Raw genomic sequence first — 14,750 nt, 5'->3', positions numbered from 1 at the left:
AAAATTATCTTAATATAAGTTTTATAGCTGGATGGCTATTGCTGTATTTTTGAGGCGAAAGCTGGTATATGAGAAAATGAAATAATTGGAAAGGGACATTGTAGATTTGATGCTCCTTATTTATTTTAATTAAATCTATAGGTGGTAAGCGAGTTGATATATTGTGGAATCTGATAAATTGAAAAAAGTAATTGAAGCAGCAAAGATGTATTATTTAATGGATTGTAGTCAACAAGATATTGCTAATAAGCTTAATATTTCACGCCCAACAGTATCTCGATTGCTACAGCAGGCAAAAGAAGAAGGAATAGTAGAAATTCGAATCAATGATCCTTCAGAAGATTGTAAACAGTATGAGAAGGATTTGGAAGAAAAGTTTGGATTGAAGAAAGCGGTAGTTACATATGCGCCGATGTATGAAGATAACGTAATTAAAACCTTAATAGGAAAAGCAGCAGCGGCTTATTTATCTGATATTGTTAAAGACGGAGATTTAATTGGGACCACTTGGGGAACTACGATTTATCAGGTTTCAACCCATTTAGAACATAAAGCTCTTAAAGATGTAGCTGTCGTTCAGTTAAAAGGTGACATAAGTCACTCGGATAAGAAAACATATGCTTCTGAAACTTTACATTTATTTATGAAAGCGTTTAACGCGAAATCGTACCAATTACCGATACCGGCGATAGTGGATCATGTTGTAGTGAAACAAGCAATTGAAGCGGACCGTCATATCGGTAAATTACTAGATATGGGAAAGAAAGCGAATATTGCATTATTTACTGTTGGTGTTCCAAGAACAGATTCTCTTCTATTCCAACTTGGGTATTTTACAAAGGAAGAAGAAAAAATTATTTCGGATCATGCGGTTGGAGATATTTCATCTCGTTTTATTGATAAAGACGGACAGATTTGCGATGAAGACTTGAATGCCAGAACAACAGGTATAGAGTTAGATGAACTGAAGAAAAAAGACCAATCAATACTAGTTGCTGGGGGTCATTCGAAAGTTGAAGGTATTCTTGGTGCAGTAAAAGCTCAATATGCCAATGTATTAATTACTGATAGCTGCACAGCTAAATTATTGTTAGATAAAGCATAGTAAAAAGATTAATACTGCGTCCTGAAAAGGATGCAGTATTTTTTTCGTTTATATGTCTATTGAACAATTATAAAAGTTCGAAAAAATGATAATATAAAGGTTTTTAGGAGACAAAGAATAGGTAAAATTAAGCTATTATTATATTATTTGCATAATGAAAAATAGTAGTTTACAAATGTTCATTATGTTGATATATTATTTAAGTAATCTGAAAGGCATAGAGTTTGAGGGGATTTCTCTAAGATAAATTGTTATCGCTTTCAGATTTAATTTAATGATATTTATTGTCTATATGGATGAAAGCAGGAGGTATAAATATGAACATTGTATTTTTGATTACTGGTTTACTGTTTGTGCTATTAATTGGTTATATATTTAGCTTTAATCGTAAGGAAATCAAGATACGTCCAATTATTATTATGCTGCTAACGCAATTGGTGCTTAGCTTCCTAATTTTAAATACTAGTGTTGGCGAAAGTATTATTGGAAGTATATCTCGTTTGTTTGATCAATTGATGAAGTATGGTATAGAAGGGGTTAATTTCGTCTTTGGTGGAATGGAGAATACTCCAGGTACAGTATTCTTTCTAAATGTTTTACTACCAATTATCTTCATTTCTGTATTAATTGGTATTTTGAACTTTATTAAAGTGTTACCGTTTTTGATTAAATATATTGGTATAGGTATGAGCAAGTTGAATGGTATGGGTAAGTTGGAAAACTATGTTGCTGTATCATCTGCGCTATTTGGACAATCTGAAGTATTTTTAACAATGAAAGAACAACTTGGAAAAGTTTCTAAGCGCCGAATGTATACATTATGTACTTCAGCGATGAGTGCGGTTAGTGTAGCAATCGTCGGGGCTTATATGACAATGATAGATCCTAAATATGTTGTTGTCGGAATCATAATTAACATTTTCTCAGCATTGATTGTTGCAAATTTAATAAATCCATATGAGTTAGATCCAGAAGAGGATTACACGGCAGTAAGTGAAGAAAAAGCGGAAAAAGAATCGTTCTTCCAAATGATTAGTGAAGCAATTATGGATGGATTTAAAGTAGCGATTATTGTAGGTGCGATGTTAATTGGATTCATTGCTTTAATGGCTATGATTAATAATGTGTTTGAAATTGTGTTCAATATTTCATTCCAAGAACTACTTGGTTATATCTTTGCTCCTATAGCATTCATTATGGGTATTCCTTGGTCTGAAGCAATTGATGCTGGTGGTATTATGGCTACGAAACTTGTTACGAATGAATTTGTAGCGATGCTAAGCTTCCAAGACATTGCAGGTACGTTGTCAGAGAAAACGGTTGCAATCGTATCAGTATTCTTAATTAGCTTTGCGAACTTCAGTTCAATTGGCATTATTACTGGGGCTGTAAAAGCATTACATGACAAAAAAGGTTCAGAAGTTGCGTCATTTGGATTAAAATTGTTGCTTGGATCTACGCTTGCGTCTGTTTTATCTGCAACGATTGTTGGACTATTCATGTAAATAAAACATTAAATTTCTATTATAAAAAAGGAGCTGACCGGATATGAGAATGGTTGATTTAATTGAGAAAAAACGTGAAGGTGGCGAGCTTAGTAAAGAAGAAATTAATTTCATTATTGAGGGATATACAGATGGATCGATTCCAGATTATCAAATGTCATCTTTCTTAATGACTGTTTTCTTCAAAGGCATGACAGCTACAGAAACAGCAAATATGACAATGGCTATGGTTAATTCTGGAGATACGATTGACTTATCTTCGATTAAAGGTATTAAAGTAGATAAGCATAGTACTGGTGGTGTTGGCGATACAACTACAATCGTACTTGCACCTTTAGTTGCAGCTGTTGGCGTACCGGTAGCTAAACTATCTGGTCGTGGACTTGGACATACTGGAGGAACAGTTGACAAATTCGAATCTATCGAAGGTTTCCAAGTAGAAATCAATAATGAGCAGTTTATTAAGCAAGTGAATGAGTTAAATATCGCTGTAATTGGACAAACTGGTAACTTAACACCAGCAGATAAGAAAATTTATGGTCTTCGCGATGTAACGGCTACTGTTAACTCTATTCCATTAATGGCAAGCTCAATTATGAGTAAGAAGATTGCATCTGGTTCTGACGCGATTGTACTAGATGTGAAAATGGGTGCAGGAGCATTCATGAAAGATGTAGAGAGTGCGAAAGAATTAGCGAAAGCAATGGTTGAGATTGGAAACAATGTAGGCCGTAATACTATGGCTGTTATTTCTGATATGGATCAACCGCTAGGGTATGCTATTGGAAACGCTCTTGAAGTGAAGGAAGCAATCGATACACTTCGCGGTGAAGGCCCAGCAGATTTAGAAGAGCTTTGCTTAACATTAGGTAGCAAAATGGTAGTTTTAGCTAAACATGCAGATACAGTTGAAGAAGCGCGTGAAATGTTGAAAGAAGTAATACGTAACGGAAAAGCTTTAGAGACTTTTAAATCTTTCGTAAGAGCACAAGGTGGAGATGATTCAGTTATTGATGATCCTTCAAAACTTCCAACAGCTAAGTATCAAATTGATGTGAAAGCAAAAGAAGATGGATATGTAGCTGGTATTGAAGCGGATAGCATTGGAACAGCAGCAATGATTCTTGGAGCTGGCCGTGCAACTAAAGAATCAATTGTCGATTTAAGTGTCGGTTTAATGTTACGCAAAAAAATGAGCGATGAAGTGAAGAAAGGCGATACAATCGTTACAATTCACAGCAATACTGAAGATGTAGACAATGTAATCGAACGTATTTATGAATCTTACAAAATCACTGCAACTAAAGTGGCTGAACCTACTTTAGTACATGCTGAAATTCATTAATAATAGTTTTCGATATACGTTTTAGGAGGAAGATCGCATGACAAATGTTTCAAATATTATTGACCACACATTATTAAAAGCAGATGCTGGTAAAGAAGCGATTATTAAACTTGCAGAAGAAGCAAAGCAGTATAAATTCGCATCTGTCTGTGTAAACCCAGCAAATGTAAAAGTAGCTTATGAAGTATTAAAAGATACTCCAGAAGTAAAAGTATGTACAGTAATTGGTTTCCCATTAGGAGCATCTACACCAGAAGTTAAAGCATTTGAAACGACAGATGCAATTGCAAACGGTGCAGATGAAGTAGATATGGTTATTAATATCGGTGCTTTAAAAGACAAAGATGATGAATTAGTTGAGCGTGATATTCGTGCAGTAGTTGAAGCAGCTAAAGGAAAAGCTTTAACAAAAGTAATCATTGAAACGTGTCTACTTACTGAAGAAGAAAAGGTTCGTGCATGCGAATTATCAGTAAAAGCAGGAGCGGATTATGTAAAAACATCTACTGGTTTCTCTACAGGTGGAGCAACAGCTGAAGATATCGCATTAATGCGTAAAACAGTTGGACCTGAAATTGGTGTAAAAGCATCTGGTGGTGTTCGTAGCATAAGCGATGCTAATGCTATGATCAATGCAGGAGCTTCACGTATTGGCGCTAGCTGTGGAGTAGAGCTTGCTAAAGGTGAAGAGTCAAATTCATCTTACTAATTGAAAGTTAGGACTGAGTAACAAACAAGTTACTCAGTCTTTTTTTGTTGTAAAAGCATTAGAAGAATAGTATAAAGAAAACGGCATTTTNNAAAATGCCGTTTTCTTTATGTTGAAGATACTTGATTTGAATTTGTCATTTTTAAATCCATTGCACCTTTTATAAAATATCCAATTGAAACTAATAAGATAAAAAGGCTAACTTGTTGAACAATATCAATTTGCCATACACCGATGAAATAAAGTAGGGAAGGAATCGTTAATGTACACCACGACTGAATCATAGCTACTTTACTAACATAGTGTTCAATGGCTTTGCGAGTGATATTGAGTGTATAGAATAGAAACCATTGATACGCCCACATTAACCAGGTAACAGCGGTAACATAATCATGAAAATGAACAATTGATATTACTGTATAAAACAATGCAAAAATAGATACCCACAGTGAGAAATAACCAAGTCCAGTGCCGCTTAAGTTCAGTAATATAGTTAAACCTAAATATAAAAAGGTAAATCCGAATAAGAATGTTGGAGCATATTGATACGTGGTCCAGTTACTTTGATCTGATACAGCAAGTAAATAGAATGGAAAGAGAACTTGTAAAGTACCAACAAATAAATTAAAGACAGCAACACTCTTTGCTTCTGCCTTACCAGAGAGCATTAAACTATTTAGAAATAATGCTGCTCCGGATAGTAATAATCCTACTTGAGCCATCTATTAATCCTCCATTGATAAATCGCTAGGAGTAAAGTAATCTGGCAATAATTCTTCAATAGTAGTTTCTTTTATATCGCCTTTTAAGTTAGCTAAATACACTTTTGTATTTACATTAGAGAATTCAGCTATCACTTGTCGGCATGCTCCACAAGGTGAAATCGGACCTTCAGTGTCGCCTACGATAGCAATCGCTTGTATATTGGAATCGTTTTCTGAAACTGCTTTGAAAATCGCTGTTCGTTCAGCACAATTTGTTAAACCGTAAGAAGCGTTTTCGACATTACAGCCTCGATAGATCGTATTATTATTTGTTAATACAGCTGCACCTACTTTAAATTTAGAATAGGGACTATAAGAGTTTTTTCTTGCTTCAATGGCTTCATTAACTAAATGTTGCTTGTTCATATGTGTATGTCTCCATTTCGTGAATAAAGTTCTTTTTGTTTCTTTGAAAACCTTTACAATGGATACTATAACATAGAGGTTGAACAAATGTAATGTGTTTATGAACATATGTAAAAAGATATTTATGGATTAATTTTAAAAAATATCCAATTTGGTTCAACAGAGTCAAATAAACCTTTTACATTAACATTTTTTATTCTTAATTGAGCAAGTCTTAAAGTGTAGGGTATCATTAGTTAGGATGATGTTAGTTTGATAGTGGAGTTGATTTGTGGTGAAAGTAACTGCGAAGTGTCCTGCATCATGTGGTGAATTAATGCAAGGTTGGATAGAGGGGGGAGAAAAGCTTGTTTCGTATCCTATCAATTGGTATAGTGAAGTGACCTTAGAACTTGAACATACGTTTATTCTGAACAATCCACGTCATTCCAAGGCTTGGCGAGCATTTTATACAACATGTAAGTATTATGATGTTTCTATAAACAGCCTACCTCCTATTAGTTTGACAATTGCTTCAACGATTCCCGTTGCAAAAGGTATGGCAAGTAGCACAGCGGATATAGCTGCGACAGTTGCAGCGACAGCTAGGTTACTTGGTTACAAGATAACATCACATGAGCTAGCGAAAATTTGTCTTTCGATGGAGCCAACAGACAGTACTATATTTCCGAATCTTACGCTCTTTGATCATTTATGTGGTGAAGTAATCGTGGAATCCTCATGGTCTCCACGTTTTGGTGTGCTTGTTCTAGAGCCGTTAGATATATTAATAACAGAAGAGTTTCATAAAAATGACTATAAAGCGATATATCAAAAGCAAGCACATCAGTTAGAAGAAGCCTATTTATTATATAAACAAGCAATTGAGGAGAGATCTCTTTTGAAATTAGGACAGGCTGCCACTATTAGCGCAACAGCTAATCAAGTAATACTACCCAAACCAAAATTTAATGAGATATTAGAGATTGTCGATACAGTTGATTTGTTAGGAATAAATGTAGCACATAGTGGTACGGTAATCGGAGTATTGTATGATGAAGAGATGATGAATAGGCAAGACTTGTTTTATCGCTTAGAAGAAAAACAAATATTTGAAGCATATCCTCGCTATCATTTTCATCATGCTGTTAATGGAGGAGTTTCCATTCAAGTAAACGAAAAAAGTACTAAATTATAAAATTCTTTATGGTACATTATTGGTGAAACACATTAGAAAGTTATTTACATATTCATTTTTATCCCGTTATAACTGGCGCTAGAGACTCCCACTACAAAACGAAAGTAAAAGCGAAGACGTTTAAGTGGGAGATGAAGAGCCAGTAAGAACCTGATTGGTTCAACTAATAATCGGTGGGGATGGACGAACACCCTCACCACTTTATCATAATGTATCATTGTTTTAGGGAGGCTTTTGAAATGCAAGTGATTATTTTTGGGATCGCATATGTATTGGATTTAATAATTGGTGATCCTTCGAATTGGCCTCATCCTGTTCGTATAATTGGTAATAGCATTAATGTTTGTGTTAAAGCTATTCGAAAAGTTTGTAGAACTGAAGCGCAATTGAAAATTGGCGGATTGTTTTTATGGATCATCATCGTAGGACTTACTTATTCCATTACATGGGGAATCCTTCAATTAGCTCAGTTTAATATTATTGTCTATTGGGTTGTTTCGATTTATTTAGCATATACCACTCTAGCAACAAGATGTCTTGGTGATGAGGCTCGAAAAATATGGCATACACTACAACGAAGCTCTATCGAAAAAGCACGAAGACAATTATCGATGATTGTTGGACGTGATACAAGTGAATTATCAAGAGATGACATTTCCAAAGCAACGGTTGAAACGGTTGCGGAAAATGCAAGTGATGGCGTAGTAGCTCCATTATTTTACTTACTAATCGGTGGTCCTGCACTAGCAATGGCATATAAAGCAGTGAATACACTGGATTCTATGGTTGGTTATCAAAATGAGAAATATCGTTCAATTGGCTATTATTCAGCTAAGATAGATGACATCGTTAATTACATACCTGCTCGATTAACGTGGTTATTTCTTGTAGCAGCAAGCTTCATCTTACGTTTAAATTGGCGTGATGCGTTTCGTATCGGTTGGCGTGATCGTAAACAACATAAAAGCCCCAACTGTGCTTTCCCAGAAGGTGCGGTTGCTGGTGCGTTAGGGTTACAGTTAGGCGGTGCTCATTATTATTTTGGTGAATTAGTAGAAAAGCCGTACATTGGTGATGATTCTCGTGGAATTACAACAGCTGATATTTTAATTACAAACAAATTATTGTATACATCTTCTTTTATTGCATTACTTTGTTTTTCTGTGATCCGCTTAGTTGTGGAACGATTTATTTAAGTAGTTAAACTAACAATTATTTCGTTATTGGTAAGAAAACGAGGCAAAGGGGCGGTATGATGTATCCAATCATGCTTGATGTGACGAACAAACCAATCGTCATTGTTGGTGGGGGACGAATTGCTCTTCGGAAAGCGAAAGGGCTTGTGAAAGAAGGAGCTGCTGTTACTATCGTGAGTCCAAAACTAGTAGAAGGCTTTGCAGAGCTTAATCTTTCATGGAAACAGAAAAAATATGAAGCTAGTGATTTAGAAGGTGCTTTTCTAGTCTTGGCTTGCACAGATAATATGGAAGTAAATCGACAAGTTCGTAAGGATGCGGCTCCCAATCAGCTTGTGAACATTACGAGTGAACAAGGGCTTTCCAACTTTCACAACATGGCTGTAGTTGAACATGAAGAGTGCGTCATAGCTATATCGACAAGAGGAGCTAGTCCTAGTCGAGCAAAGCAGTTAAGAATGGAGTTAGAAGATTGGCTAAGGGAACAATAATATAACAAAGGCTGCGTCGTAATGGTTTTGCATTGCGAAGCAGCCTAATTTGTGTCCCCTGGGAATATTTAAGCTTGTTAACTTTATTTTGTTTCTTTCTAAATCTTACAAAATCGTAAGTTTTATGAAATATACTTCAATATGTGCTTATCCTTTTTGTGTATAAACTGAAAATATAGAAAAAGAGGAGGACGCATGATGAGAACAATATTACGAGGTATAGTGCAGTTAGGAGATGAAGAAAATCATGTATATTAAACTTTCCGCACGTAATGTGAAAAGAAGTTTTAAAGATTACTTCATTTATTTTTTAACACTTACTTTTGCTGTTTGTATTTTTTATAGTTTTAACTCCCTTTCCGAACAAAAAGCGATGATGGATGCGTCTTCAAGTACTGCAGATATTTACAAGGTCATGCTTCAATTAATAGAAGGGATTTCGGTTTTTGTATCAATTGTTTTAGGTTTTCTTATCATTTTTGCTAATAATTTTCTAATTAAGCGACGGAAGAAAGAACTTGGTTTATATACAACCTTAGGAATGAGCAAATATAAGATTTCACGTATTTTGGTACTAGAAACATTCTTTATTGGCATCATTTCCTTAGGTGTTGGATTAGCGGCAGGAGTGATGGTTTCACAAGGACTTTCGATTGTAGTAACGTCTTTGTTTAAGGCAGATATAACGAAGTACGATTTTATCTTTTCGAGTGGAGCGCTAATAAAAACGGTTGTATATTTTGGGATTATCTTTTTGTTTGTTATGCTTTTCAACAGTGTTGTTATTTCAAGGTATAAATTAATTGATTTATTAATAGCTGATAAGCAAAATGAAAGATTGAAAATACGTAAAACATCTACGTCTGTTGCACTATTTATCATCTCTATTGTAATCTTAGGCGTCTCATATGCCATCATGTTGCAGAAAGGCTTATTAGGTGGTATGTCAACAGTATGGACGGCGGTGGGACTTGGTTCATTAGGAACTTTCTTATTTTTCATGTCTTTATCAGGGTTTGCTTTAAATTTGTTACAGAGAAATAAAAATATATATTTTAAAGATGTAAATATGTTTGTGCTTCGCCAAATTAATAGTAAAGTGAACACAACTTTTATTTCTATGACGATCATTTGTTTAATGCTGTTCTTTACTATTGGTGTTCTTTCAACAGGTTTTAGTTTGAATCAAGAAGGGAGCAAAAGATTAGATTTATCGACTCCGTACGATGCTTCAGTTTCTGTATATGTAGATAAAAATAGTTCCGTAAAAAATATTGATGACGCGGCAAAAAAGCTGGGGATTGACTGGGATAATTATGGAGAAGCATTTAGAAGTTATCAATATGAAACGAATGTTAATTTTGAACAATTGTTATTTCCCTATATTAAGGATCAAAAACTGAAAAGGCAATTAAAAGAAGAAGCTAGTAAGCCCATCGTAGTTATTTCGAAATCAGATTATAACCGTCTTGTTCAGATGCAAGGGAAAAAAGCTATTCCATTGCAAGATGATGAAGTATTACTAGTATCTAATGTAGAAGATTTCATACCTACGCTCAATAATTTTCATGAGCATAATAAAACAATTGTTTTAAACAAACAAGAGTATAATCTTTCAAGTAAAGGTATTCATAAAATCAGTTTGAAGACGGATTATTTTCCTTCAAATTTAGTGCAAGTTGTCGCACCAGATGAAGCTGTAAATAAGATGAAACCGATCAGTTCAAGTGTAACAATTAACTACAATAGCAATGCTAAACAGCATGATGAAGAGCTGTATCACTTACTTAATTCCTTTATGAAAGATGGGGAAAATCAAAACTTAGATTTTTCAATTTTTGGTGCTACAAAACAATTAGTGTTAGACATGAGTATTGGTAATTCAACCATTTTTATATTTATCGGAATTTATTTAGGAATCATCTTCTTGATTTCTAGTGCAGCGATCTTAGCATTACAACAATTATCAGAAGCAAGTGATAATATTCAACGCTATACTATTTTGAAGAAAATAGGTGTGACAAAAGCGGGTATTCATAAATCCATTTTTAGACAAGTGTTTATATACTTTATGATGCCGTTATCTTTAGCAATTGTGCATTCTATTTTCGGAATTCAAGTAGTAAATGATGCCGTAAAAATCAGTGGTGCAGATAGTGTGCTTATTCCTTCATTCATTACGGCATTGATTATGATTGTTGTATATGGTGGTTATTTTGTAGCAACTTATACGGGATATAAAAATATCGTGAAATAAAGTGGTTTGTTGGAGACATCCTGCATTAGCAGGGAAGATATAAAAATTAGAAAAACTGTCAATGAAAATGCATACCTAACCCTTAGAAAAGTCTTACAATCAAAGTAGAGAGACTTGGAACGGGAGGTACTTGTAATGAATCGAATTGAGCGCGAAGAGAAAACAATCAGTATAATGATCGACATGTATTGTAAAAACGAACATGAACAAGATACTTTGTGTGAAGAATGTCGGAAGTTAAAAGAGTATGCTTATTTTCGTTTATCAAAATGTCCATTTCAAGGGAAGAAGCCAGCGTGTCAAAATTGCAAAATTCATTGTTATAAACCGGAAATGAAAGATTTCGTTAAGGATGTTATGAAAAAGAGCGGACCGAAAATGATTTTAAAACATCCATATTTTGCGGTCATGCATGTTGTTGATACAATGAAGAAGGCTCCTGACTTACCGAAGAGGAATAGAGCTAAATAAAATTAATTTAGCAAAAGATAAATGATTTGGCGCTATATTTATTTCCTTATATAATGTTAATGAATGGTTTAAAAGTGTTTTTAAATATAGGAGGAATATATATGCAAGAACTTCAACATAAATCGGCTGTTATTACGGGTGCAAACAAAGGAATTGGGAAAGCAACAGCAATAGCTTTAGCCAAAGAAGGTGTAAATCTTGGCTTTATTGCAAGGAATGGAGCAGAATTAGAGAATTTATGTCAGCAACTTGAGAAGGAATATGGTATTAAAGCGGTATATGCTACGGCAGATATTTCGGTTAAAACAGAAGCTGAAGCAGCAGCGGAAAGTCTGATCTCTCAATTGGGAAAAGTTGATATTCTCATTAACAACGCTGGTACTGCATCATTTGGAACATTACTTGATATGGACCCAGAAGAATGGGAAAGAATTATCCGTGTAAATTTAATGGGTACATATTATATCACTCGCAAAATATTACCAACAATCCTTGAGCAAAGTGAAGGAAGCATTATTAATGTGTCTTCAACAGCTGGAGAAAAGGGCTTTGCTAATGGAAGTGCTTATTGCTCATCAAAATTTGCTGTTCTAGGATTAACTGAATCACTTATGCAAGAAGTTCGTAAATCGAATGTTCGTGTTACAGCCATTACGCCAAGTACGGTAGCTACAGACTTAGCTGTAAATGCTGGGCTGAAAATTGGTGATGAAGATCGTATGATGCAACCTGAAGATATTAGTGAGTTAATTCTATCTATCCTTAAAATGCCACAACGTGTCTTTATTAAATCAGCAGGTATTTGGACAACGAATCCACAATAATTTTTTTAAAAAAAGCTGTACCTGATAAAGTAAGTAGTACAGATAACGTGGAGAAACAACAGAAATAGTATATAAATCGAGTACGAAATCTCAAAGGTTTTGTACTCGATTTTTTTATTATTGTTATAGAGGATGAAAGAAAATCTCGGAAGGAATAGATGAATTATGTTAAAATTCAAACAGAACGAAAATGAAATTTTATTTCATTAGAGAAAAAGATTTTTGAACAAATTTACATTTTAGATCTAGCAGACTGGGGGAAATAATTTGAAGGATATTGTTAAAGCACGAATAGAGGATTTAGAAAAAATTGTTGAAATAGATAGTGAGGTTATTGGGAATAAAAGTAGACAAAATTACATACAAAACGCCATTGAATGTGGACGCTGTATAGTTGCGATAGAAGAAAATTCTATTGTTGGATTTTTAACATACGATACTAACTTCTTTGATTGCGCGTTTATGTCCCTAATTATAGTATCACCATCTAAGAGACGAAAAGGTTATGCAAGTTACATGATGGATTATATGGTGAATATATCACCAACTCCGAAAATATTTTCTTCCACTAATCGTTCTAACGATCCTATGCAGCAAGTTTTTGAATCAAATGGATTTGTGCAGAGTGGAATAATTGAAAACCTTGATGAGGGAGACCCTGAAATTGTTTATTTTAAGTCAAAATAATCGTTATTCCAGAAAAAAGCTTTATTGAGTAATTCGATATTAAAGTTGGAAAGCTCAGCGTTTTTTTTGCTCTGAGCTTTTTGGTGTGCTATTTAGGATTATCTCAACGATAACTGAACTAATGACTGTTGACACTCCTACCCCTTCATTGTATCTTTTTTTCAGACAAATAAGGTAGCGATAAAATACCCTTTGTCTGACCGAACTTTCATTGTTTTTTATACACTAAAAATATTGTTACTGAATAGAAGTGAAACAGTTGCTCCGTATTCTCTTTGGTATGTATATTCAATGGTTTGGATACAATCACTTCTATTGAAAACAACTTCTGTTATTTCACCTTCACTATTATAAATCCTATATAGCTGGTTTTAAAAAACTTATTCATGATGTCCTCCCTTGGGTCTTTGAATGATATAAAAAATTTAAATTTTAACATTTTTCTGTATTAAAAGATAATACTATTAATGTAATAGAGCTTTTCGGGATTATATTGTACGTTAAAGCGGTTAGATTAGGAGGTGTTTTATGCCGGTAATTATACATCGTCAATATATTAATGCACCAATTGAATTGTGTTTTGATTTAGCTAGGAATGTAGAAGTTCATACGATTACGACTTCTAAAACGATGGAACGTGCTGTTGGTGGTGTAACAAAAGGTATGTTAGAAAATGGAGACATTGTAATATGGGAAGCTATCCATTTTGGTGTTAAACAAAAGTTGGCGGCCAAAGTAATATTTATGGATAAGCCGTATAAGTTTATTGATATTATGTTAGAAGGGGCTTTTCATTCATTTACTCACACGCATGAATTTATCGAGATGGAAGAGGGAACAGAAATGATAGATCACTTTCAATATAAATCACCATTTGGGCTGCTTGGAAGAATAATAGATTATGTGTTTTTGGAGAGATATATGAGTGCATTTTTAAGTTCACGTGCAAAGGCACTTAAAGAAATTGCTGAAAACTAGAAACATAAATGAAGAGAATAAAATCATCTTCTCATCATTATATGTTTATTTTCTATCACAATTTGTTACAATCATTGTAATAAGAAACTAAAGGGAGATTAATAACATCTTAGTTATGAAAAAATTAATTGGTTTAATTGCTATTACAGTTGTACTTGGGGGATGTAGTATGCTCTCAAGTGGAACAATGAAGTCAGAAGTATCGCCATTAGATGTACCGCTAGTGTTACAATACCCAGAATTACCAAGAGGGTGTGAAGTAACAAGCTTAGCCATGTTGCTTCAATATAGTGGTTATGATGTAGATAAAATGGATTTATCTGAAGAAATTGCTCATGAGCCTTTTGAAGAAAATGGCTTAAAAGGGAATATGCATAAAGGGTTTGTTGGTGCGATGGATACACTGGACAAAGATGGGCTAGGCGTGTATGTTGAGCCGATTGTAGATCTAGCTAAATCGTATGCACCGAATTGGAAAGTGAAGAATTTGACAGGAGAGCCAACGGATGCTTTATATGAAGCTATCGGTAAAGGCTATCCGGTTTGGGTTATAACAAATGCTAGATTTAAAGAATTAACAGTTGACCATTTCCAAACATGGGAAACGGCTGATGGTCCTATGGAAGTTACTTATCGTCAACATAGTGTCGTTATGACAGGCTATGATGAAGAGAACGTCTATGTAAATGATCCAATGAAATCAGAGAAGAATATTGCATTAAATCGTGCAGATTTTGAAGAAGCATGGATACAAATGGGAAGCCAAGCGATGTATATAGCACAGAAATAATTAAAGAAAAAACACATCCATAATGTTTTAATGGATGTGTTTTTCTTTTTTAAAAGATAAGAAAGCATATAATTTTGTGCGGTGT

The 14,750-nt window shown here is 34.3% G+C and carries 15 protein-coding genes; 13 read left to right on the top strand and 2 right to left on the bottom strand.

Annotated elements, in window-relative coordinates; genetic code table 11:
• The first annotated feature begins 163 nt into the window (after positions 1-163).
• The 4 genes from V7014_RS13680 (at position 164) to deoC (ending at position 4,664) form a co-directional block, all read left to right on the top strand.
• Positions 164-1,105, top strand: coding sequence for a sugar-binding transcriptional regulator (locus V7014_RS13680; RefSeq protein ID WP_335508003.1), 942 nt, complete (start codon positions 164-166; stop codon positions 1,103-1,105).
• 317 nt (positions 1,106-1,422) lie between these two features.
• Complete coding sequence (locus V7014_RS13675; protein WP_335508002.1) at positions 1,423-2,610, top strand: NupC/NupG family nucleoside CNT transporter; 1,188 nt, start codon at positions 1,423-1,425, stop codon at positions 2,608-2,610.
• 43 nt (positions 2,611-2,653) lie between these two features.
• Positions 2,654-3,955 (top strand): pyrimidine-nucleoside phosphorylase, encoded by a 1,302-nt coding sequence (locus tag V7014_RS13670; protein WP_335508001.1) that lies wholly within the window; start codon positions 2,654-2,656, stop codon positions 3,953-3,955.
• A 37-nt stretch (positions 3,956-3,992) separates the two neighbouring features.
• The gene (gene deoC, locus V7014_RS13665) at positions 3,993-4,664 is read left to right on the top strand and encodes a deoxyribose-phosphate aldolase (RefSeq protein ID WP_335508000.1); all 672 of its coding nucleotides are present in this window, start codon (positions 3,993-3,995) and stop codon (positions 4,662-4,664) included.
• 107 nt (positions 4,665-4,771) lie between these two features.
• Here the strand turns inward: deoC and V7014_RS13660 are convergent, their stop codons facing one another.
• Both V7014_RS13660 and V7014_RS13655 read right to left on the bottom strand, forming a co-directional pair.
• Positions 4,772-5,386, bottom strand: a complete 615-nt coding sequence (locus V7014_RS13660; RefSeq protein WP_335507999.1) for an AmiS/UreI family transporter — start codon at positions 5,384-5,386, stop codon at positions 4,772-4,774.
• 3 nt (positions 5,387-5,389) lie between these two features.
• Positions 5,390-5,902: a cytidine deaminase gene (locus V7014_RS13655; protein WP_335507998.1), complete on the bottom strand. Its 513-nt coding sequence runs from the start codon at positions 5,900-5,902 to the stop codon at positions 5,390-5,392.
• Between the two features lie 166 nt (positions 5,903-6,068).
• On the opposite strand from V7014_RS13655, the gene V7014_RS13650 reads away from it, so the two are divergent.
• The 9 genes from V7014_RS13650 to V7014_RS13610 all read left to right on the top strand — a co-directional run bounded on the left by V7014_RS13650 (position 6,069) and on the right by V7014_RS13610 (position 14,665).
• Positions 6,069-6,971, top strand: a complete 903-nt coding sequence (locus tag V7014_RS13650) for a GHMP family kinase ATP-binding protein (protein ID WP_335508050.1) — start codon at positions 6,069-6,071, stop codon at positions 6,969-6,971.
• Positions 6,972-7,210: 239 nt separating this feature from the next.
• A complete protein-coding gene (cbiB, locus tag V7014_RS13645) occupies positions 7,211-8,167 on the top strand; it encodes an adenosylcobinamide-phosphate synthase CbiB (protein ID WP_335507997.1) in 957 nt (318 codons plus the stop codon).
• 59 nt (positions 8,168-8,226) lie between these two features.
• Entirely contained in the window at positions 8,227-8,658 is a 432-nt protein-coding gene (locus tag V7014_RS13640; protein WP_335507996.1) for a precorrin-2 dehydrogenase/sirohydrochlorin ferrochelatase family protein, read from the top strand.
• A 247-nt stretch (positions 8,659-8,905) separates the two neighbouring features.
• The gene (locus V7014_RS13635; protein ID WP_335507995.1) at positions 8,906-10,915 is read left to right on the top strand and encodes an ABC transporter permease; all 2,010 of its coding nucleotides are present in this window, start codon (positions 8,906-8,908) and stop codon (positions 10,913-10,915) included.
• Positions 10,916-11,050: 135 nt separating this feature from the next.
• Positions 11,051-11,386: a nitrous oxide-stimulated promoter family protein gene (locus V7014_RS13630; protein ID WP_335507994.1), complete on the top strand. Its 336-nt coding sequence runs from the start codon at positions 11,051-11,053 to the stop codon at positions 11,384-11,386.
• Between the two features lie 101 nt (positions 11,387-11,487).
• Positions 11,488-12,210, top strand: coding sequence for a 3-ketoacyl-ACP reductase (locus tag V7014_RS13625; RefSeq protein ID WP_335507993.1), 723 nt, complete (start codon positions 11,488-11,490; stop codon positions 12,208-12,210).
• A gap of 267 nt (positions 12,211-12,477) precedes the next feature.
• Positions 12,478-12,897, top strand: a complete 420-nt coding sequence (locus tag V7014_RS13620) for a GNAT family N-acetyltransferase (RefSeq protein WP_335507992.1) — start codon at positions 12,478-12,480, stop codon at positions 12,895-12,897.
• A gap of 528 nt (positions 12,898-13,425) precedes the next feature.
• Positions 13,426-13,875, top strand: coding sequence for an SRPBCC family protein (locus V7014_RS13615; protein WP_335507991.1), 450 nt, complete (start codon positions 13,426-13,428; stop codon positions 13,873-13,875).
• 115 nt (positions 13,876-13,990) lie between these two features.
• Positions 13,991-14,665: a C39 family peptidase gene (locus V7014_RS13610; RefSeq protein WP_438824917.1), complete on the top strand. Its 675-nt coding sequence runs from the start codon at positions 13,991-13,993 to the stop codon at positions 14,663-14,665.
• The last annotated feature ends 85 nt before the right edge of the window (positions 14,666-14,750 follow it).

The sequence above is a fragment of the Bacillus sp. JJ722 genome, assembly GCF_036963345.1.
In the GTDB taxonomy this organism is placed as follows: Bacteria; Bacillota; Bacilli; order Bacillales; family DSM-1321; genus Bacillus_AD.
Note: the sequence above shows the minus strand (reverse complement) of the source record. Positions and strands in the feature narration are given on the sequence as shown.

Excerpts from the sequence above, each read along its gene's own strand:
- V7014_RS13675 (WP_335508002.1), top strand. The coding sequence starts at position 1,423 with ATGAACATTGTATTTTTGATTACTGGTTTACTGTTTGTGCTATTAATT.
- V7014_RS13670 (WP_335508001.1), top strand. The coding sequence starts at position 2,654 with ATGAGAATGGTTGATTTAATTGAGAAAAAACGTGAAGGTGGCGAGCTT.
- deoC (WP_335508000.1), top strand. The coding sequence starts at position 3,993 with ATGACAAATGTTTCAAATATTATTGACCACACATTATTAAAAGCAGAT.
- V7014_RS13660 (WP_335507999.1), bottom strand. The coding sequence starts at position 5,386 with ATGGCTCAAGTAGGATTATTACTATCCGGAGCAGCATTATTTCTAAAT.
- V7014_RS13655 (WP_335507998.1), bottom strand. The coding sequence starts at position 5,902 with ATGTTCATAAACACATTACATTTGTTCAACCTCTATGTTATAGTATCC.
- cbiB (WP_335507997.1), top strand. The coding sequence starts at position 7,211 with ATGCAAGTGATTATTTTTGGGATCGCATATGTATTGGATTTAATAATT.
- V7014_RS13640 (WP_335507996.1), top strand. The coding sequence starts at position 8,227 with ATGTATCCAATCATGCTTGATGTGACGAACAAACCAATCGTCATTGTT.
- V7014_RS13635 (WP_335507995.1), top strand. The coding sequence starts at position 8,906 with ATGTATATTAAACTTTCCGCACGTAATGTGAAAAGAAGTTTTAAAGAT.
- V7014_RS13630 (WP_335507994.1), top strand. The coding sequence starts at position 11,051 with ATGAATCGAATTGAGCGCGAAGAGAAAACAATCAGTATAATGATCGAC.
- V7014_RS13625 (WP_335507993.1), top strand. The coding sequence starts at position 11,488 with ATGCAAGAACTTCAACATAAATCGGCTGTTATTACGGGTGCAAACAAA.
- V7014_RS13615 (WP_335507991.1), top strand. The coding sequence starts at position 13,426 with ATGCCGGTAATTATACATCGTCAATATATTAATGCACCAATTGAATTG.
- V7014_RS13610 (WP_438824917.1), top strand. The coding sequence starts at position 13,991 with ATGAAAAAATTAATTGGTTTAATTGCTATTACAGTTGTACTTGGGGGA.